This window comes from Rhizobium leguminosarum bv. viciae (assembly GCF_012276115.1).
Taxonomy (GTDB): domain Bacteria; phylum Pseudomonadota; class Alphaproteobacteria; order Rhizobiales; family Rhizobiaceae; genus Rhizobium; species Rhizobium leguminosarum_T.
The window spans coordinates 259,081-278,248 of record NZ_WIEU01000005.1 but is presented as its reverse complement, the minus strand read 5'-3'; the positions used below and the strand labels follow the sequence as shown (position 1 = coordinate 278,248).

Below are 19,168 nucleotides of genomic sequence, written 5' to 3'. Positions count from 1 at the left end.
GATGTGACAGCTTTATTACAACGGAACGCCAACACTATGAAGCGCGTGGCTGGACCGGCGCTTACCACTTCCGACCCGGCTAAAATACAAACGCCAGCAAGAGGCTTACGGAATCATTGCATCATTGCCAAGCACGATCCCTTGCGCAACATCGGCAAAGGCAATTTCGGTTCCCACGGGCAAATACTAACAGCGCCTCGCATGGTTTTTCAAATAGAAAGGGGCCTGCCTATGGCAAGCCCCCAAAATAATCACGCGAAAGCAGCAAAGGTCATGCCGAAGCGTTGGCTTTTTCTTCCTGGCGATCGGCATAGATGTAAAGCGGACGGGCCGAACCGCGCACCACTTCCTCGGAGATGACGACCTCGCGCACGCCTTCCAGCGTCGGCAGTTCGAACATCGTGTCGAGCAGGATCTTCTCCATGATCGAGCGAAGGCCGCGGGCGCCGGTCTTGCGCACGATCGCCTTGCGGGCGATTTCGCGAAGAGCGTCCTCGTGGAAGTTCAGTTCCACGTCTTCCATCTCGAACAGGCGCTGATACTGCTTGATCAGCGCGTTTTTCGGCTCGGACAGGATCTGGATCAGCGCGTCCTCATCGAGGTCCTCGAGCGTCGCCAGAACCGGCAAGCGGCCGATGAACTCAGGGATCAGGCCGAACTTGACCAGATCTTCAGGCTCCAGTTCGCGCAGAACCTCGCCGACGCGGCGGTCATCCTGCGACTTGACGCTAGCGCCAAAGCCGATCGAGGTCTTCTCGCCACGGGCAGAGATGATCTTGTCGAGGCCGGCAAAAGCGCCGCCGCAGATAAACAGGATGTTCGTCGTGTCGACCTGCAGGAATTCCTGCTGCGGGTGCTTGCGGCCGCCCTGCGGCGGAACGGAAGCGACCGTGCCTTCCATGATCTTCAGCAGCGCCTGCTGCACGCCCTCGCCCGAGACGTCACGGGTAATCGACGGGTTGTCGGACTTGCGCGAAATCTTGTCGACTTCGTCGATGTAGACGATGCCGCGCTGCGCACGTTCGACGTTGTAGTCGGCCGACTGCAGCAGCTTCAGGATGATGTTTTCGACATCCTCGCCGACATAACCGGCCTCGGTCAGCGTCGTCGCATCAGCCATGGTGAAGGGAACGTCGATGATGCGGGCAAGCGTCTGGGCAAGATAAGTTTTGCCGCAGCCGGTCGGACCGACGAGCATGATGTTCGACTTCGCCAGCTCGACTTCGCCGTTCTTGGAGGCGTGCGCCAGGCGCTTGTAATGGTTGTGAACGGCAACCGACAGGATCTTCTTCGCCTGCCGCTGACCGATGACATATTCGTCGAGGACCTTGATGATGTCCTGGGGCGTCGGGACGCCATCGCGGGACTTGACCATCGAGGACTTGTTTTCCTCACGGATGATGTCCATGCACAATTCGACGCATTCATCGCAGATGAAGACGGTCGGTCCGGCAATCAGTTTCCGGACTTCGTGCTGGCTCTTTCCGCAGAACGAACAATAAAGAGTGTTCTTGGAGTCGCCGCCGTTGCTGCCGCTGACCTTGCTCATATCATTTTCCTTCCAGCACGCCGCATTTCAAGGCGAAATCGCGGTCCACTCTATCAGCTCCTGGCGGCACTCCGTTTCCGGAGCCTTTGCCGAGAAGGGCTTCAGGGGCTACAAACCGGGCCCAGCCAATCATGTCGTGGCCCCGGCGGCAACGAATTCCCCTTCGAATGCCGAATGCTATGTCATAAAAATTCACATAGCATTAATAGTTACTATTAGCGTCTTCGTCGCCGGATGAAAGCCCTTGTTCGATCACAAATGGGATAGAACTGTGGCGAGGAAAACACCATCCCTATTAATTACTAGCCTGCTCGCCTTCCATTTCGAGGCGCGACGTCAGAACCTTGTCGATCACGCCCCAGCTCTGGGCTTCGTCCGCATCCATGAAATGGTCACGATCGAGCGTCTTTTCAACTTCCTCATAGGTCCGGCCCGTGTGCTTGACGTAGACCTCGTTCAGGCGGCGCTTCATCTTGAGGATGTCGCGGGCATGACGCTCGATGTCCGAAGCCTGGCCCTGGAAGCCGCCCGAGGGCTGGTGCACCATGATGCGGGAATTCGGCGTCGCAAAGCGCATGTCCTTATGGCCGGCTGCGAGAAGCAGCGAGCCCATGGACGCGGCCTGGCCGATGCAGAGCGTCGAAACCGCGGGCTTGATGAACTGCATCGTATCGTAGATCGCCATGCCGGCGGTGACGACGCCACCGGGCGAATTGATGTAGAGGGCGATTTCCTTCTTCGGGTTTTCCGCCTCGAGGAAGAGCAGCTGGGCGCAGACGAGCGTCGCCATATGGTCCTCGACAGCACCTGTCAGGAAGATGATGCGTTCCTTTAGCAGGCGGGAATAAATGTCGTAGGAGCGTTCACCGCGGTTGGTCTGTTCCACGACCATCGGAACGAGGGCCATTGCGGTATCGACTGGGTTTCTCATGTGCGTCCTTTGTCAACGTCTCGCCGGCCGGCGCCGGGAATCAAAGAAAAATCTCTTACCCCTACATAGAGTGTCCCGGCCCTCCTCTTCAAGACACGCATGCGGATAACGTTAAGAAGGCGGGGCAAGGCGGCTAAGCTCCTTCTTTTCATGCATGTCGTTATCCCGGAACCGCTGCACACTTCCGGGCGACATGCATTGAGCCTCTTTCCCCCAAACGCCTGTTAACGGCGAGCCCTTGCTACGGTCTCCCCCGGCTTTTCTCCAAGACAGGATGAAGGAAGGCTTACTCTATTCGACCGTGCTCATACACGTTTACCCAACGGAAAGCCTACCGGCAGATATCGGCCTGAAACAATGCCGCGGCGCAGCGACATTAAGGAAGTGGCGAGCTTCCTCGGCAAGGATGCAACCTGACAGACAAGGGGTTGCTGCCGTGTTCAATATCGCTACAGGTCTCGCCATCTGGTGTTCAGAGGCCATGACGCTCGCTTTGGTGCTGTTCGTCGCCTGGCGCCACAACATCAGGAACGAGGCCTATCTCTATTGGGGCCTGGGCTTCCTGCTGACCGGCATCGGCTTCGCGATGGTCGCGCTGCGCGGCGAAATCCCCAGCCTGCTTTCAGTAGAGGCGGGCAATGCCATCGCCCTGCTCGGCCAGAGCGCCTGGGTGGCCGGTTTTTTGGCACTCGACCGCAAGCGGATCGAGTGGTGGGCGCTACTGCCGCCGGCAATCTGGCTCGCCGGTGTCTTCCTGCCCTGGGTCAACAGCGATTATTCAAACCGGGTGGTGCTCTACAACCTTGCTTCGGCGACGGGTGCGACGGCACTCGCCATGGCGGTCGCCGCCGGCGACATGCGCCGCGAGCGGACCCGCATCAAGCTGATGGGTGTGTTCGTCCTCCAGGGCTGCCTGTGCTTCGGCTCGGCCCTGACGATGACGCTGACGATGCCAAGCGATGTCGAGGCGACAAATCTCGGCGGCGCTTCCGCCATGGCCACCGCCTTCCTGCTGACCATCGCTTTCGCGTTCACCTGCCGGCTGATCATGGAGCGCTCCGAACGACACCTACGTGCGCTCACCCTGACCGACTCGCTGACCGGCGTGCTCAACCGCCGCGGCCTGCTCGGCTATTTCGACGGCATCCAGGAAAGAGCTCATAACGAGCAGCGCCAGGTCGCGGTCATTCTCTTCGATCTCGACCATTTCAAGCGCGTCAACGACCGTTACGGCCACCAGTCCGGCGATGCCGTGCTGACCGCCTTCGCGCGCATGGCCCGCCAGTATATTCCAAACAACATCTTCGGCCGCATGGGCGGCGAGGAATTCGCCGCCTTTGCCGCGGTCACGGATCAGACGGAAGCCGAGGCGATCGCCGAAGCGATCCGTACAGAATTCTGCCGTCTTCCCGTCAGTACCGGCGAAGCGATCGTTCCGGTCACGGTCAGCATCGGCATTGCGCTCGCCTCCTCGATCGAAGCCAATATCGACAAACTGATCTCGGCCGCTGACCGGGCGCTCTATGCGGCGAAGGCCGCCGGCCGCAACTGCACGGTCATCTTCGGCGAAGCAGAGGCCGCAGCCCCTGCACCGGCCACGCCGAGCAGCACCGCCGGTGAACTCGTGCCGACGGTCGACGACCAGGTCGAGGCGCTGCGACGCATGGGTACCCTGTCACGGGCCGGGTAGTCCGAGATCATCCCTGCCCCCGCATCTTTCCGAGGTCCGGCAAATCCGATAAGGCTCGGGGCATGATGATCCCATCCTTTCTCTCGATCGACCGCGCCAACCGTCATGTCTCGCTTGATAGTCGCAACCCGGCCTTCTACGGCAACCCGAATGCCGTCTATGCCGCACTTCATGCCCATTGCCCGACCTTCTATTGGAGCGAGCAGAAGCAGTGGTTCTTCACGGGCTACGACCATGTGAACGGCCTGCTGCGCGACCGGCGCTTCGGCCGGCAGATCCTGCATATCGCCAGCCGCGAGGAGCTCGGCCTTGCCGAGCCGATGCCGCATCTTGCCAGTTTCGATCTCTCGGAGCGCTATTCCCTGCTCGAACTCGAACCGCCGGAGCACACGCGGCTGCGCACGCTCGTCAACCGCGCCTTCGTGTCCCGTCATGTCGAGAAGATGAAGCCGGAGCTCGCCGAACTCGCCAACCGGCTGATCGACGGCTTCGCGGAGAAGCGTGAGGTCGAGTTGCTCTCGGCCTTTGCCGATATCATCCCGGTGACGATGATCGCGCGGATGATCGGCATTCCCGAGGAGATGGGGCCGCAGCTGCTCGCCTGGTCGCACGCCTATGTCCGCATGTACATGTTCGGCCGTACGCGCGAGCAGGAGGATGAGGCCGAACGGGCGGCCAAGGACTTTTCCGACTACATCAGGACGGTCATCACGGAACGCCGTGCCGAACCGCGCGACGACCTGCTGACCCACATGATCCATACCGAGCATAAGGGCCAGTATCTGACCGTGGAGGAGCTCGTCTCGACGACGATCGTGCTGCTCAATGCCGGGCATGAGGCGACCGTGCACCAGATCGGCAACTCCGTGCGCACCATTCTCGATAGCGGCTGCGATCCGGCGGAACTCTTCCGGGACGAGGCAACGACGGAGCGCACCGTCGAGGAAACCCTGCGCATCTGCGCGCCGGTCCACATCTTCCAGCGCTGGGCCCTGGAGCCTGCCGAAATCGACGGCGTCTCCTTCAAGCGCGGCGACAAGGTTAGCCTCATCCTCGCCGCCGCCAATCTCGACCCGGCAAAATTCACCGATCCCCTCACCTTCAAGCCCGACCGCAACGAGGCGGCAAACCTCTCCTTCGGCGCCGGCATCCATTTTTGCATCGGCGCGCCGTTGGCACGGCTGGAGCTCAACCTCGTGCTGCCGATCCTGTTCGAACGGCTGGCGGGCCTGAGGCTGGCAAAGACACCCGTGGTCAAGGACGTCTACCATTTCCACGGGCTGGATCGGCTGGATCTGCAGTGGTGATCCGTCCTCTGAGCTGGGCAATGTCTGGAATGCCGGCGAGCAGAGCCACTAGAAAAGCAGGCCACAGCCGAAAACTATCCAACGGAAAATACGGTCGCCGCCGGTAACGATCCGTCAATACCGAGCCTATGCCACGATCTTTACGAGATCATGCGGCCGACTCTTCTCGCAGCCTGCTGGATATGTCGCATGCCGACATGGGTTTTCCGAGCAGATACCCTTGAAGCTGGTCGCAGCCGGCGTCTCGCAAGATCGCCGCCTGACGGCTATTCTCAATACCTTCGGCGGTAACGGGAATCTGCAGAGCAGTCGCCAGGGAGATGGTTGCCCGAAGAATATCGGCGCCATTTGCGGTTACATCGAGAGCGGACACCAGCGAGCGGTCGATCTTCATGCGATCAAACCCGAACTGCCGCAATGCACCGATGCTGGCGTAGCCGCAGCCAAAGTCATCAAGCGCGAACTTTATGCCGACACGTTTGAGCTGGTCTATCGACCGCCGGGCCTGATCCGGATTTGTCATCAGAACGCCTTCGGTGATTTCCAATGTCAGGCGGTTGGGATTAAAATCAAGCTCCTGCAGGACCGAGATCACTTCGGCGGCAAATTCCGGATTGCAGAGCTGGATTGGCGAAACGTTCACCGACAATGCCAGATCGGGCCAGCTCTCGGCATGCTCGATCGATGTCCTCAGCATATGAACGCCGAGCGCGTCGATGAGGCCGCATCTCTCGGCAAGAGGGATGAAAATCTCCGGGCTGATATTTCCGGTTGCAGTTCGCCAGCGCGCCAGCGCTTCAAGACCGGTCACAGCGCCGGTCGAAGCAGAGACGAGAGGTTGGAAAACGGCTTCGATTGCGCCACTGCTGATGGCATTCTTCAACAGGCCTTCCAGTTCGGCGACCCGTTGGCGTTCCCGGTCCAATTCGGGGTCGTATTCGATCGCCTGACCTTTGCCATTTGCCTTGGCACGATAGAGGGCCATGTCCGCTCTGCGGAGAAGCTCCAATGGCTGGACGTCGCCGCTACGAGCAGCAGCTCCGATGCTTGCGCCAACTTCGATCGTTCGGCCGTCGATTTTGAAGGGCTCGGCAAACAGCGCCAGAATCGTCTTTTCCATCTCTCCGCATGTGGTAGAACCGACGTGCACCAGCGCAAATTCGTCGCCCCCCAGCCGCGCCGCGGCAATGATTTCGGGGTGGCAGGCGGTCAGCGCCTTCGCGACCAGCCGGATCAAATCGTCCCCCACCGCATGGCCCCAGGCGTCGTTGACGGCCTTGAAGCCATCAAGGTCGACCAGATAAAGCCGATGTGGCGAAGAGGTCGAATTCTCCAGCTCTTCCAGCAGGTTGAGAAGCCCATGTCTGTTCAACAGGCCGCTCAGGCTATCGTGGTCGGCTTCGAAAATCGCTGCTTGCGCCAATTGGCGCAGGCGCCGCGCTTCGGAAGCGCCAACCAGCAGAACGCCGATCAGAAACAGCGCGAGGATGACGATAGCGGCTGCGATATAAGGATAGACCTGATGAAACACGGCGCTTCCCGGCGCTTTGCTGGGCCAGACGAGATAGCCGATGACGGTCCCCTCCATGTCGGTGATCGGCGTGTTCAGGACCTCCGGCTTCGGCATCGTCTCAAGGCGCAAGCCTTCAAGTTCATGTTCGTTCGAGAGCGTATCGATAACCTCCGACGTAAACTCCTTGTAGAAACTCAGCACACTGAACTTCGGAAGCTTGGGGGCGTCTTCGAAAGGCTGGATCGCCTGCGAGGCGATCAGGGCTATACCGCTTTCGGTCTTGATGAAATTGACCACCGGCGCCCTCGCCGGAGCCGCTGCCGCATTGATCTGCTGATAAAAGACGTCGCCAAAAAAAGTGCCCGGCTGGAAGGGCTTGCCTTTGGCATAGGCCGAGACGATCGAAGACCGGTCAGGGCCGATCACGATCGCGCCGTCATAAAGCGCGTAATCCTCGCTGGTTTTTCCCCAATTCTCATAGGCCCAATCCGCGGCGGCCGAAGATGAGGCAGCACTATAGGCATCGTCCCATATGGCATTGTCCGTCGTTGTCGCGCTCAGGCGACCCACAAACGCACCGATTGCCGCGCGGGCGGCGCGACTGGCCCTGGCATCATCGATCTCGTTCGCCGACCGGGTCATCGTGACGACGACATGTGCCATCAGGCCGGTCAGTACGAGAGCAACGACAAGGAAGAAGACCGTTGTCGCGATGATGGAAGACGTCTGGGTCCGAACGTACCTACCTGCAAGATTCGACGACATGCAAATTCCGCAAAGATTAATTGCAAGGCCATGTCTGTGTGACGGCAGGAGACATCATGTCCGCAATGCGCTGCAGATAAGGTTTAGCATTTGTCGATGTAGGCACGATTAATGGGATTGGTTAAAAGCTTTCAATCCGGGACAAAGGGCCAAAAACACCGTTTGCCGGCTTGCCGTTTCGGATCATTGCTGCGACCGCGACGACAAAAACAAAGCCGAAAACGGGAAAGGCCCGGGCTTCGTCGCGCCCATTTGCTGGCCGCTCAAACCTTGATCACATAGTCCTTGCGAGTCGTGTCAACGACTTCCCATGTTCCCTTGAAGCCGGGTCTGAGGATCATCCGATCGCCCGCCTTCAGATGAACCGGCTCACCGCCCTCCTCCGTCACGATCGAATGGCCGGCCAGCAGGCTGAAATATTCCCATTCCTCGTAGACGATCCGCCACTTGCCCGGCGTCGCCTCCCAGATGCCGGAATAAAGGCCGCCTTCTCTCTCCTCCAGATTCCAGGTACGGAAACGCGGATCGCCGGAGATAATCCGATCGGCTTCGGGGGCGCCGAATTCCGGTTCGACGCTATCGATGTCGAAGGTGATGTAGTTTGTCATGGTCACCGTAGATCCCTCTGATATCAGATCTTCGAGAGCGCCTGTTCAAGATCGGCGATGATGTCCTTGACGTCCTCGATGCCGACGGAAAGGCGCACCACGTCAGCGCCTGCGCCGGCGGCGATCCTCTGCTCGTCGGTCAACTGCCGGTGCGTCGTCGAGGCCGGATGGATGACGAGCGAACGGGTGTCGCCGATATTGGCAAGATGGGAGAAGAGTTCCAGCCCCTCGACCAGCGTCTTGCCCGCCTCATAGCCGCCCTTGACGCCGAAGGTGAAGACGGAGCCGGCGCCCTTCGGCGAGTAGCGCTGCTGCAGGGCGTGGTTCGGGTCGTCGTCGAGGCCGGCATAATTCACCCAGGCGATCTTGCTGTGCGCCTTCAGCCATTTCGCGACGGCGATCGCATTGTCGCTGTGGCGCTGCATCCGAAGCGGCAGCGTCTCGATGCCGGTCAGGATCAGGAAGGCGTTGAAGGGCGAGATCGCCGGCCCGAGGTCGCGCAGGCCGAGCACGCGGGCAGCGATCGCAAAGGCGAAATTGCCGAAAGTCGCGTGCAGGACCATGCCGTTATATTCCGGCCTCGGGTTCGACAACATCGGGTAATTGCCGGATTTCGACCAGTCGAAGGTGCCGCCGTCGACGATGAGGCCGCCCATGGAATTGCCGTGGCCGCCGAGAAACTTCGTCAGCGAATGCACGACGATGTCGGCGCCGTGCTCGATCGGGCGGATGAAATAGGGTGTTGCCATCGTATTGTCGACGATCAGCGGCAGGCCGTGGCGATGCGCGACGTCGGCAATGGCGGCGACATCGACGAAGGTGCCGCCGGGATTGGCCAGGCTTTCGAGGAAGATGCCGCGCGTCTTGTCGTCGATCTGATTTTCGAAGCTTGCCGGATCGGCGGCATCGGCCCAACGCACCTGCCAGCCAAAATTCTCGAAGGCATGGCCGAACTGGTTGACCGAGCCGCCATAGAGCTGACGGGCAGCGATGAAATTCTCGCCGGGGCGCATGATGGTGTGGAAGACGATCATCTGCGCCGCATGGCCGGAGGCGACGGCAAGGGCCGCCGTGCCGCCCTCGAGCGCTGCGACGCGCTCCTCGAGCACGGCCTGCGTCGGATTCATGATGCGGGTGTAGATGTTGCCGAAGGCCTGCAGACCGAAGAGGGCGGCGGCATGATCGGAATCATTGAAGACGAAAGCGGTCGTCTGGTAGATCGGCGTTATCCGCGCGCCCGTCGCAGGGTCGGGCTGCGCACCGGCATGGATCGCCAACGTGTTGAATCCCGGATCGTTCTTGGCCATGTCGTCCTCCAGTTGTTGCTGACGGGCAGGATCATAGCCGGTCGCTTGCGAAAGTTAATCGCGATCCATTTCAACCCACGGGCGTTCGGTGGAAAATCCGTCTCAAGGGATCGCAACTCAGGCAATAAGACGAGGATACTCGATCGCCGGGCAGCGGTTCATCACCACCTGGATGCCGGCGGCCTCCGCCTTTGCCGCAGCCGCATCGTCGCGCACACCAAGTTGAGACCAGATGATCTTCGGCAGCGGCCTCAGCGCCAGCGCCTCCTCGACGACCCCACCCAGATATTCGGAAGCGCGAAAGACGTCGACCATGTCGATCGGCACGGGAATGTCGGCAAGCCGGGCATAAACGGTGCGGCCCTGGATCAGTTTGCCGGCTTGCCCCGGATTGACAGGAATGACCTCGTAGCCGCGCGACAGCAGATAGCCCATGACGCCGTTGCTCGGCCGGGCCGGATTGGGCGAAGCGCCGGTCAGCGCGATGGTCTTTACCGAATGCAGGATGCTGGCGAGGTAATCATCCGTATAGGCGTCGTGATTCATGTCCGCTTCTCCACTCCCGAAAGCCCTTCGGCACGGCCGGCTTGTTTTTTGTGTTTCCGTGAAACCGGCTGCGTGTCTTTCCCGTATATATGAACTGGCCCGTATATATGAACTGGATACTCCTTGAGGATGATTCGATGAAAAAAATCGCTCTTGCCCTCATGCTCGTGCTCGCCGCATCGCCGGCGCTGGCGATCTCGCGCTACAATCCGCTCACCATGAGCTGTGCCAGCGTGCGCGCCGCCATCCACAATCAGGGCGCCGTCATCTTCCGCTACCAGTCTCCCCGTGGCTTGCCGCTCTACGATCGCTATGTCCGCAACAGCAATTATTGCGACGCGACCGATTATGCGGAATGGACATATATCCCTTCGAAAGACACTCCTCGCTGCCGAGTTCTGAACTGCCAGAACATCGACAACCTTGACGGGATGCTCTTCGTTCCGCATCATCAGCTCTGATGTTTTCGCCGTCATACGGTACGCAGGAACCGTACGCCTTTCGCGCTTGCGAAAGGTTTGAGGATCAATCCCGCGCTGCGATTTCGTAGCGATTGCACAATCAGAAGCTTTAATTTTCTCCTATATCGAAGTTATAGAATAATATCTATATTTCAGCAGCATAGAATAATCCGCTCCCGGACTCCTGGAGATGTTTTCTATTTTTGTTCTTGAGAGTTTCGTGCTTTGTTCCTGCATCCATTAGAAACATCTCATAGTTGAAAGGAGGGCCGTGGATTGAACGCATGTCGCGCGCACGTAAAAATTGCTAAAATGGGCCGCCATTGTCCACATACCGTAAGGATGCTATTCGACATATGAACGCATAAGCGACCGCTGCCGCGAATTTTCGTGCAAATCGTAGTTGTCTTTTCAGGAATTTGAAACGCCGAAGGCGAGGCGTATTGCCGCTTCCTCTCATCCTATCCGGATTACTCCCTTGCCTCTCGACGTTATCCTGCTTGTTCTCTTCGGCGCACTGCTGCACGCGACATGGAACGCCATCATCAAGGCGGGGAATGATAAATCCCTCGATGCGGCGCTGATCTCGGCCGGCGGCGCGGTTTCGGCACTGCCATTCCTGCCATTCCTGCCGTTGCCGCACGCCTCGGCCTGGCCGTTCATCGGTGCCTCCGCCATCCTGCAATTTGCCTATTTTCAGCTGGTCGCCGCCGCCTACCGGGCCGGCGACATCGGCCTCGTCTATCCGCTGATGCGTGGCTGCGCACCGCTCCTGATCGCCGCGACAAGCGGTTTCATCCTGAAGGAAAATCTTTCCGGCGGCGCCCTTGCCGGCACGATGACGATCTCGGCCGGCGTGCTGACACTCGCCCTGGAGGCGCGGCGTGGCAGCAGCCGCGCCGTCGTCCTCTCGCTTGCCAATGCCTGCGTCATCGCCAGCTACACCTATGTCGACGGAATCGGCGCGCGCATCTCCGGCAATGCGGTTTCCTACACTTTGTGGATGTCGCTGCTGCCGCCGGTGCTGCTGTTTTCCTGGGCAGCGTCCCAGCGCGGCGCTTTCGCCGTGGTGCGTCACGTTCGCCGCAACTGGTGGCGCGGCCTTATCGGCGGCGCCGGCTCGATCGCTTCCTACGGGCTGGCACTCTGGGCGATGACGAAGGCCCCCGTCGCGACCGTCGCAGCCTTGCGCGAAACCGCGATCCTCTTTGCGCTGGTGATCTCGATCACCGTCTTCAAGGAAAAAGCCAGCATCTGGCGCTACGTCGCCGGCGTCGTCATCGCGATCGGCGGGTTGCTTCTGAAACTGGCGTGATCACTCACCTGTCCATTCGGCATTGCGCTTGCCAAGGAACGCGTCGATCCCTTCCTGCGCATCCTCAGTCAGCATGTTCTCGACCATCACCCTGGCGGTATAATCATATGCCGCCTCCACGGGCAGTTCGAGCTGCCGGTGGAAGGCTTCCTTGCCGATCTTCAGCGTCAGCGGCGACTTGCTGGCGATCACTGCCGCATATTTGGAAACCACCTGAGCCAGATACTGCTTCGGCACGATACGGTTGACGAGGCCGAAATCCTTGGCAGTCGAGGCGTCGATCGTCTCGCCGGTCAGCAGCATCTCCATCGCCTGTTTGCGGTGCGCGGCACGGGAAACGGCCACCATCGGCGTCGAACAGAACAGGCCGATGTTGACGCCCGGGGTGCAGAATGTCGAACTGTCCGTGCAGATCGCCAGATCGCAGGAGGCAACGAGCTGGCAACCTGCAGCCGTTGCAAGCCCGTCGACCTCGGCAATGACGGGCTTCGGCAGATGCGCGATCTTCAGCATCAGATCGGCAGCGAGCCGGAAGGTCTTTTCGAAGAAACCGGCACCCTGATCTTCATCGGCGCGATGGGCCGTCAGCTCTTTCAGATCATGTCCCGCGGAAAAGACGTTGCCAGTCGAGGCGATGACGACGACGCGCACATCCGGCTCCGCCCCGGCCGTCTCGAGTTCTTGCATCAGCGCTTCGAGAAGTGCGATCGAAAGCACATTGGCCGGTGGGTTGTTGAGCACGAGCCGCAGCACGCCGTCGCGCAGCGAGCGAGTCAGCAAGCTGCCCTCTTCCGCTCCGGCGGCGTCCTTCCGGAAGGATACGATTTCTGCCATGATGCTGCTCCCTGCGCTCGATTCCAGGCAGACGTTTTGCCACAGGGCGCCGGAAATTTCGAGCAGGATCCGCACTCCCCGCAGAGGCCGCTGCCGTCAGGACCAGAACCACGACTTCGATGTTTCTGCCCTCGCCTGCGCACGGGTCAGACCGACATCGCAAAGCTCGTCGTCGGTAAGTTCCAAAAGCGTGCGGCGGCTGCGGCGCTTTTCGAGGTGATGTTCGATCGTCATCAGCAGCCGCAGGCTCCAGCGCGCCATGCCGTGAAGTTTCGTATCGCGGGGTGTGTCAAGGATCCCGCTTAATTCCAGGGCCATCTCTTCTTCCTTTCTTCAACGGATGAAAGATGCACTGGAAGATGCCGCGAAAGAAGCTTATGGATATTATGATATGCATAAGGATTTCTTTTGTATGCCTCTCCACCTCGATCAGCTTGCCGCCTTCGTCAACGTCGCCGATCTCGGAAGTTTCACGGCTGCGGCCGACAAGGAAGGCCTGACCCAGCCGGCCGTCAGCCTGCAGGTGAAGGGGCTCGAACAGCGGCTCGGCGTCCGGCTGATCGAGCGCGTCGGGCGGCGGGCGCAGCCGACCGCGGCAGGCCTCGACCTGCTCGTGCATGCAAGGCGGCTGCTTCAGGAATCGGCTGCCGCGGAAGAAGCGATGATGCCGTACAGAGACGGCGCCAGCGGCCGCGTGCGCATCGGCAGCGGCGGCACGGCGTCTATCCATCTGCTTCCTCGCGCCATCGCCGTCGCCAGAAAATCCATGCCCGGCCTCGAAATCACCGTGCGCATCGGCGATGCCGACGACATTCTGCGCGATCTGGAGGCCAACAGCCTCGACATCGCCGTCGTCGCCCTGCCGGCGTCGGGACGGAACTTCGAGATCGAACCCTTCTACGAGGAGGAATTGCTGGCCGTCGCTCCTGCGGGCAGCCTGATGCCCGAAGGCGGACCGGACGCGGCCTTCATGCGCGACAGGACGCTGCTGCTTTATGAGGGCGGCAATACCAGGCGGGCAATCGACGCGTGGCTGGCTGCACCGGATACCAGGATCCGACCTGCGATGGAGTTCGGCAGCATCGAGGCGATCAAGGAGCTGGTGGCCGTGGGGCTCGGCTGGTCGATCCTGCCGGGGCTGGCGCTCAAGCGCGACGGCGCCGGCCTGGTGACGACTTCATCGCTGAACCCGCGGCTCACACGCCGCCTCGGCATGGTTCTGCGCCGGGACAAACATCTGACACGCGGCCTTCGGGAAATGATGAAATGCCTGCGCGCGTTCAAAGGTTGAGAGCTGCTTTCGACCGTCGCACGCGATTTCAAACCGGCAGAGACGACGTGAAAAACGTCTGGCGCAGCAGTTCGCGACCGCAGAAATATGAGGTATCAAAATACCACATATCTAAGTATTTGTTTTTACTTAAAAATTTTTCCAAACCTTCGGGACATCGATATTGACCCAATGTCACATTCCCTTTATACACCGCCCCAGAACGCAGCCTGTCCGGGCTGCTTTCTTTTTGGCATGCCTAAAGCCTGCCAATCCAAGCAACAAGAAACGCCCTTCAAGCCCTCGGGCCAAGGGTCCCAAAAGAGAGTATTCACTATGGCAACCTTCTCCCAGAAGCCTGCAGAGGTGGAGAAGAAGTGGGTGATCATCGACGCCGAAGGGCTGGTCGTTGGCCGTCTCGCTTCCATCATCGCTATGCGCCTGCGCGGCAAGCACAAGGCAACCTTCACGCCTCACGTTGACGACGGCGACAACGTCATCGTCATCAATGCCGAAAAGGTCGTCTTCACCGGCAAGAAGTATTCCGACAAGGTTTACTACTGGCACACCGGTTATGCCGGCGGCATCAAGGAACGCAGCGCACGCCAGATCATCGAAGGCCGCTTCCCGGAGCGCGTCCTCGAAAAGGCCGTCGAACGCATGGTTCCGCGTGGCCCGCTCGGCCGTCGCCAGATGAAGAACCTGCGCGTTTACGCCGGCTCCAACCATCCCCATGAAGCCCAGCAGCCGGTCGCCCTCGACGTTGCCGCGCTCAACAAAAAGAACGTAAGGAGCGCCTAATATGGCTGACCTCTCCTCCCTGAAGGATCTCGGCACGGTTTCCGAAGCTGCTGCTCCGGCGCACGTCCGCAAGGTCGATTCGCTCGGCCGCTCCTACGCGACCGGCAAGCGCAAGAACGCTGTCGCCCGCGTCTGGGTCAAGCCGGGCTCCGGCAAGATCACCGTCAACGGCAAGGAATTCGCGGAATATTTCGCACGTCCGGTGCTGCAGATGATCCTGCGCCAGCCGATCGTTGCGGCTGCCCGTGACGGCCAGTTCGACATCGTCGCAACCGTTGCCGGCGGCGGCCTCTCCGGCCAGGCCGGTGCGGTTCGCCATGGCGTGTCCAAGGCGCTTACCTACTTCGAACCGGGCCTGCGCGCGGTATTGAAGAAGGGCGGCTTCCTGACCCGCGACAGCCGCGTCGTCGAACGCAAAAAGTACGGCAAGGCAAAGGCCCGCCGCTCGTTCCAGTTCTCCAAGCGTTAATCGCTTCGGACAGATGGAATTTACGAAGGCCGGGGCAACCCGGCCTTTTTGTTGTGCGCTGCTTAAATCAATCGGAAGCGCGCCGGCATGCCATTGTCGCATTCCAGCTCTGCTGGTAGAAACTTGGCAAAGCGCTTCGGGAATGAGCGAAGCCGCAGTCAGGGTTGCATCATGGGAACAGCCAAGTCCGCAGACAAATAAGCCGCAACAACTCTGCCCTGTTGTTGCGGCGTCTGTCCGGTCAATCCCGATACTGATGAAGAGACAGATCGCCGCCGAATGAAATCATTTGAGCGGGTTCTTTCCCATGTCTTATCCCAAAATCCAGCAATGGACCTATTCCCTGCCGGCAGCCTTGCTGCTGATGGCACCTTTCGACATCCTGGCCTCGCTCGCCATGGATATCTATCTGCCGATCGTACCGGTCATGCCGCAGGCGCTCGGCGCCTCGCCGGCGGTCATCCAACTGACCCTTAGCCTCTACATGCTCGTGCTCGGTGTCGGCCAGATCGTCTTCGGCCCCATTTCCGATATTGTCGGACGACGGCCTGTCCTGCTTGGAGGTGCTGCACTCTTTGCGGCTTCATCCTTCCTGCTTGCCGGCTCCTCGTCGGCGCCGATCTTCGTAGTCTTGAGATTGCTGCAGGCAGTCGGCGCGTCGGCGACCCTCGTCGCAACTTTCGCAACGGTGCGTGACGTCTACGCCGGGCGTCCCGAAAGCACGACGATCTATAGCCTTCTCGGCTCCATCCTCTCCTTCGTGCCCGCACTCGGCCCGATTATCGGAGCCTTGATCGCGGATCGCTTCGGCTGGCGCGCCATCTTCCTCGTCATCGGCCTCCTTTCGGTTGCCGCCCTTTTCAACGCCGGCATGCGGTGGCACGAAACCCGCCCTGCCGTCACCGCCAAGATCGACGTCCGCCCGATCCTTACAAGCCTTCCCTTCTGGGTCTATACGGGCGGCTTCAGCACGGCGATGGGCGCCTTCTTCGTCTTCTTCTCGACTGCACCCCGTATCCTGATCGACAACGCCGGTTTTTCCGGCATCGCCTTCAGCTTCGTCTTTGCCACGGTGGCGCTGGTGATGATCGTGACGGCACGTTTCGCCAAACGCTTCGTCATGTGTTGGGGCATTGCAGGCAGCCTTGCCAGAGGCATGGCGATGCTGCTTCTCGGCGCCGTGCTGCTTGCCTTTGGACAGCTGTTTCTGCAGCCTTCCCTCGTCAGCTTCGTCGTGCCGATGTGGATCATCGCGATCGGTATCGTCGTTGCGACGGCGGTCACCGCCAACGGCGCGCTCGACGCCTTTGGCGACACGGCCGGGACGGCGGTCGCACTCTATTCCTGCGTCGCGAGCATCATCGTCGGCTTTGCCGGAACCTTCTTCGTGATTCTGCTCGGCGGCGACAGTGCCTGGCCGCTTGTGGGCTATGTCTCAGCGACCGCGCTGACGACGCTGGCTGGATTGTCCTGCCTGCGGGAGCCGGCCCGATAGGCAGCGGACAAATGACGGTCGCTCGACGATCACGAGCGGCCGTCGTCCGAACGATTGCTTGAAATCCATCCGCACCTCGCCTACGCCTTTCTGCGCGCGGGGATCGGCCAATTCCTTCGCAAGAGACCCGACGCCGTGTCGAGCGGCGATCCTGCAATGCAGCGTCCGTATCGAACGCGACTATGATTTTGCGACCGAAAAGGAGCATGATTTGGCGAACAGATCGATTGACCACGCCTTTACGGCGACCAGCCTCACCTCCGCTGCCAGCGATCCGACCTTTGCCGGCGCGCTGTCCTTCATGCGCCGCCGGTTCACCAAGGAGCTCGCCGGCGTCGACGTCGCCGTCTGGGGCATTCCCTTCGATGCCGCCACATCGAACAGGCCGGGTACACGCTTCGGACCGCAGGCGATCCGGCGCGCTTCGGCGATCTTCGACAATGATGCGCAATATCCCTTCAACCGCGAACTCTTCGCCGACATGTCCGTGATCGACTACGGCGATTGCCTGCTCGACTATGGCAATCATCAGGACACGCCGGCCGCTATCGAACGCCAGGCGAATGTCATCCTCGACAGCGGCGCCTTCCTGTTGACGCTTGGCGGCGATCATTACGTCACTTGGCCGCTGCTGAAAGCCCATGTGGCAAAACATGGGCCGCTGGCGCTCGTGCAATTTGACGCGCACCAAGATACCTGGTTCGACGAGGAACGGCGCATCGACCATGGCTCTTTCGTAGCGCGGGCCGCCCGCGAGGGCATCATCGATCCCGACCGCTCCATTCAGATCGGCATCCGCACCCATGCGCCGGAGGATTGCGGCGTCAATATTCTCTATGGTCATCAGGTCGAGGAGATGAGCGCCAGCGATATCGCCTCGGCGATCATCTCTCAGACGCGCGGGGCGCCGGCCTATCTCACCTTCGATATCGATTGCCTCGATCCGGCCTTTGCGCCGGGCACCGGCACGCCGGTTTCAGGCGGGCCATCGAGCGCCAAGATCCTCTCGGTGCTGCAGCGTCTGCACCAGCTCGATATCCGCGGCGCCGACGTCGTCGAGGTATCGCCGCCCTACGATCATGCCGATATCACCGCCATTGCGGGGGCAACGGTGGCGATGTATATGCTGGGGCTTCATGCCGAGCGACGCGCCATCGCCGTGTCACAAGGCTGACCTATCATCCTCAAACTGAATCCGGAAACCTTCAGAACCCATTGAAAGCGCAGGTTTAACATGGCACCGAAAATCTTCATCGACGGCGAACACGGCACGACGGGTCTGCAGATCCGCACGCGCATGGCAGGCCGCCGCGATGTCGAACTTCTGTCCATACCCGAAGCCGAGCGGCGCAACGCCGCGATGCGCCAGGACATGCTGAACGGCGCCGACATCGCCATTCTCTGCCTGCCCGACGATGCGTCGAAGGAAGCGGTTCAGATGGTTTCGGCCAACAACAATGTGCGCGTCATCGACACCTCGACCGCCTTCCGCGTCAATCCCGGCTGGGCCTATGGTTTTGCCGAAATGGACAAGCAGCAGGCCGACAAGATCGCTGCCGCCCGTTTCGTCGCCAATCCCGGCTGCTATCCCACCGGAGCGATCGGCCTCATCCGGCCGCTGCGCGCCGCCGGCATTCTGCCGGACGGCTATCCAGTTACGGTCAACGCGGTCTCCGGCTACACCGGCGGCGGCAAGCAGATGATCGCGCAGATGGAAAACCCGGATCACCCGGATGCGATCACCGCGCCGCATTTCCTCTACGGCCTGCCGCTCACCCACAAACACGTGCCCGAGATGACCGTACACGGCCTGCTCGACCGCGCGCCGATCTTCTCGCCGTCCGTCGGCAAGTTTGCTCAAGGCATGATCGTGCAGGTGCCGCTGCATCTCGACGATCTTGCCGAGGGCACGACGATGGAGAGTATCCATGCGGCCCTCGTTGCCCATTATGCCAGTCAGGATATCGTCAGTGTCGTGCCGCTGGCCGAAAGCAAGGCCCTGCCCCGCATCAACGCCGTAGAGCTTGAAGGTAAGGACACGATGAAGCTCTTCGTCTTCGGCACCGCAGGTGCTTCGCAGGTGAACCTCGTGGCGTTGCTCGACAATCTCGGCAAGGGCGCATCGGGCGCCGCCGTCCAGAACATGGACTTGATGCTCGCCTCGTAAGGGTTGAACGACGGCATCGACGTGATGCGGCTCGAGTTTGCATCAATATCTTCATCACGATCTTTCTCGCGGCCGCCTCCCTCGGTGGCCGCAGCACCGCTTTCGGCTCGATCATCGGCGACGATTGGGCTATGAAACCG

18 protein-coding genes are annotated in these 19,168 nt (G+C 60.4%); 10 read left to right on the top strand and 8 right to left on the bottom strand.

Going from position 1 to position 19,168, the window contains the following annotated elements:
- Nucleotides 1-271: 271 nt before the first annotated feature.
- Both clpX and clpP read right to left on the bottom strand, forming a co-directional pair.
- Entirely contained in the window at nucleotides 272-1,549 is a 1,278-nt protein-coding gene (gene clpX / locus GFM02_RS12375; RefSeq protein ID WP_003547337.1) for an ATP-dependent Clp protease ATP-binding subunit ClpX, read from the bottom strand.
- Nucleotides 1,550-1,844: 295 nt separating this feature from the next.
- A complete protein-coding gene (gene clpP / locus GFM02_RS12370; protein ID WP_017959926.1) occupies nucleotides 1,845-2,480 on the bottom strand; it encodes an ATP-dependent Clp endopeptidase proteolytic subunit ClpP in 636 nt (211 codons plus the stop codon).
- Nucleotides 2,481-2,754: 274 nt separating this feature from the next.
- Here clpP and GFM02_RS12365 point away from each other — a divergent pair, with 274 nt between their 5' ends.
- Nucleotides 2,755-4,170: a sensor domain-containing diguanylate cyclase gene (locus GFM02_RS12365; protein WP_205930282.1), complete on the top strand. Its 1,416-nt coding sequence runs from the start codon at nucleotides 2,755-2,757 to the stop codon at nucleotides 4,168-4,170.
- Nucleotides 4,171-4,232: 62 nt separating this feature from the next.
- Nucleotides 4,233-5,477 (top strand): cytochrome P450, encoded by a 1,245-nt coding sequence (locus tag GFM02_RS12360; protein WP_168262982.1) that lies wholly within the window; start codon nucleotides 4,233-4,235, stop codon nucleotides 5,475-5,477.
- 148 nt (nucleotides 5,478-5,625) lie between these two features.
- Here GFM02_RS12360 and GFM02_RS12355 read toward each other — a convergent pair whose 3' ends face one another.
- The 4 genes from GFM02_RS12355 to GFM02_RS12340 all read right to left on the bottom strand — a co-directional run bounded on the left by GFM02_RS12355 (nucleotide 5,626) and on the right by GFM02_RS12340 (nucleotide 10,216).
- Entirely contained in the window at nucleotides 5,626-7,755 is a 2,130-nt protein-coding gene (locus GFM02_RS12355; RefSeq protein WP_168321805.1) for a putative bifunctional diguanylate cyclase/phosphodiesterase, read from the bottom strand.
- 263 nt (nucleotides 7,756-8,018) lie between these two features.
- Entirely contained in the window at nucleotides 8,019-8,363 is a 345-nt protein-coding gene (locus GFM02_RS12350) for a cupin domain-containing protein (RefSeq protein ID WP_168321838.1), read from the bottom strand.
- Nucleotides 8,364-8,386: 23 nt separating this feature from the next.
- On the bottom strand, nucleotides 8,387-9,670 hold the full coding sequence (locus tag GFM02_RS12345; protein ID WP_168321804.1) for an O-acetylhomoserine aminocarboxypropyltransferase: 1,284 nt from the start codon (nucleotides 9,668-9,670) through the stop codon (nucleotides 8,387-8,389).
- Nucleotides 9,671-9,787: 117 nt separating this feature from the next.
- A complete protein-coding gene (locus GFM02_RS12340; RefSeq protein WP_168321803.1) occupies nucleotides 9,788-10,216 on the bottom strand; it encodes a CoA-binding protein in 429 nt (142 codons plus the stop codon).
- A gap of 137 nt (nucleotides 10,217-10,353) precedes the next feature.
- On the opposite strand from GFM02_RS12340, the gene GFM02_RS12335 reads away from it, so the two are divergent.
- Nucleotides 10,354-10,677 (top strand): hypothetical protein, encoded by a 324-nt coding sequence (locus GFM02_RS12335; protein ID WP_131664238.1) that lies wholly within the window; start codon nucleotides 10,354-10,356, stop codon nucleotides 10,675-10,677.
- Nucleotides 10,678-11,155: 478 nt separating this feature from the next.
- Nucleotides 11,156-11,992 carry an EamA family transporter gene (locus tag GFM02_RS12330; RefSeq protein WP_168270440.1) on the top strand — a complete coding sequence of 279 codons (837 nt, stop codon included), beginning with the start codon at nucleotides 11,156-11,158 and terminating at the stop codon, nucleotides 11,990-11,992.
- Here GFM02_RS12330 and GFM02_RS12325 read toward each other — a convergent pair whose 3' ends face one another.
- Both GFM02_RS12325 and GFM02_RS12320 read right to left on the bottom strand, forming a co-directional pair.
- Nucleotides 11,993-12,826, bottom strand: coding sequence for an enoyl-CoA hydratase (locus GFM02_RS12325; RefSeq protein ID WP_168262977.1), 834 nt, complete (start codon nucleotides 12,824-12,826; stop codon nucleotides 11,993-11,995).
- A gap of 96 nt (nucleotides 12,827-12,922) precedes the next feature.
- Nucleotides 12,923-13,144, bottom strand: a complete 222-nt coding sequence (locus tag GFM02_RS12320) for a DUF1127 domain-containing protein (protein WP_168321802.1) — start codon at nucleotides 13,142-13,144, stop codon at nucleotides 12,923-12,925.
- A 73-nt stretch (nucleotides 13,145-13,217) separates the two neighbouring features.
- Between GFM02_RS12320 and GFM02_RS12315 the strand changes: the two genes are divergently transcribed.
- From GFM02_RS12315 to argC, 6 genes are all read left to right on the top strand, one after another.
- Nucleotides 13,218-14,117, top strand: coding sequence for a LysR family transcriptional regulator (locus GFM02_RS12315; protein WP_205930281.1), 900 nt, complete (start codon nucleotides 13,218-13,220; stop codon nucleotides 14,115-14,117).
- A gap of 315 nt (nucleotides 14,118-14,432) precedes the next feature.
- Nucleotides 14,433-14,897 (top strand): 50S ribosomal protein L13, encoded by a 465-nt coding sequence (gene rplM / locus GFM02_RS12310; RefSeq protein ID WP_003558420.1) that lies wholly within the window; start codon nucleotides 14,433-14,435, stop codon nucleotides 14,895-14,897.
- A 1-nt stretch (nucleotide 14,898) separates the two neighbouring features.
- On the top strand, nucleotides 14,899-15,366 hold the full coding sequence (gene rpsI / locus GFM02_RS12305; RefSeq protein ID WP_003558419.1) for a 30S ribosomal protein S9: 468 nt from the start codon (nucleotides 14,899-14,901) through the stop codon (nucleotides 15,364-15,366).
- 307 nt (nucleotides 15,367-15,673) lie between these two features.
- A complete protein-coding gene (cml, locus tag GFM02_RS12300) occupies nucleotides 15,674-16,861 on the top strand; it encodes a CmlA/FloR family chloramphenicol efflux MFS transporter (protein WP_168321800.1) in 1,188 nt (395 codons plus the stop codon).
- Nucleotides 16,862-17,072: 211 nt separating this feature from the next.
- The gene (gene speB, locus GFM02_RS12295) at nucleotides 17,073-18,035 is read left to right on the top strand and encodes an agmatinase (RefSeq protein ID WP_168321799.1); all 963 of its coding nucleotides are present in this window, start codon (nucleotides 17,073-17,075) and stop codon (nucleotides 18,033-18,035) included.
- Between the two features lie 60 nt (nucleotides 18,036-18,095).
- The gene (gene argC, locus GFM02_RS12290; RefSeq protein WP_168321798.1) at nucleotides 18,096-19,028 is read left to right on the top strand and encodes an N-acetyl-gamma-glutamyl-phosphate reductase; all 933 of its coding nucleotides are present in this window, start codon (nucleotides 18,096-18,098) and stop codon (nucleotides 19,026-19,028) included.
- Nucleotides 19,029-19,168 lie beyond the last annotated feature (140 nt).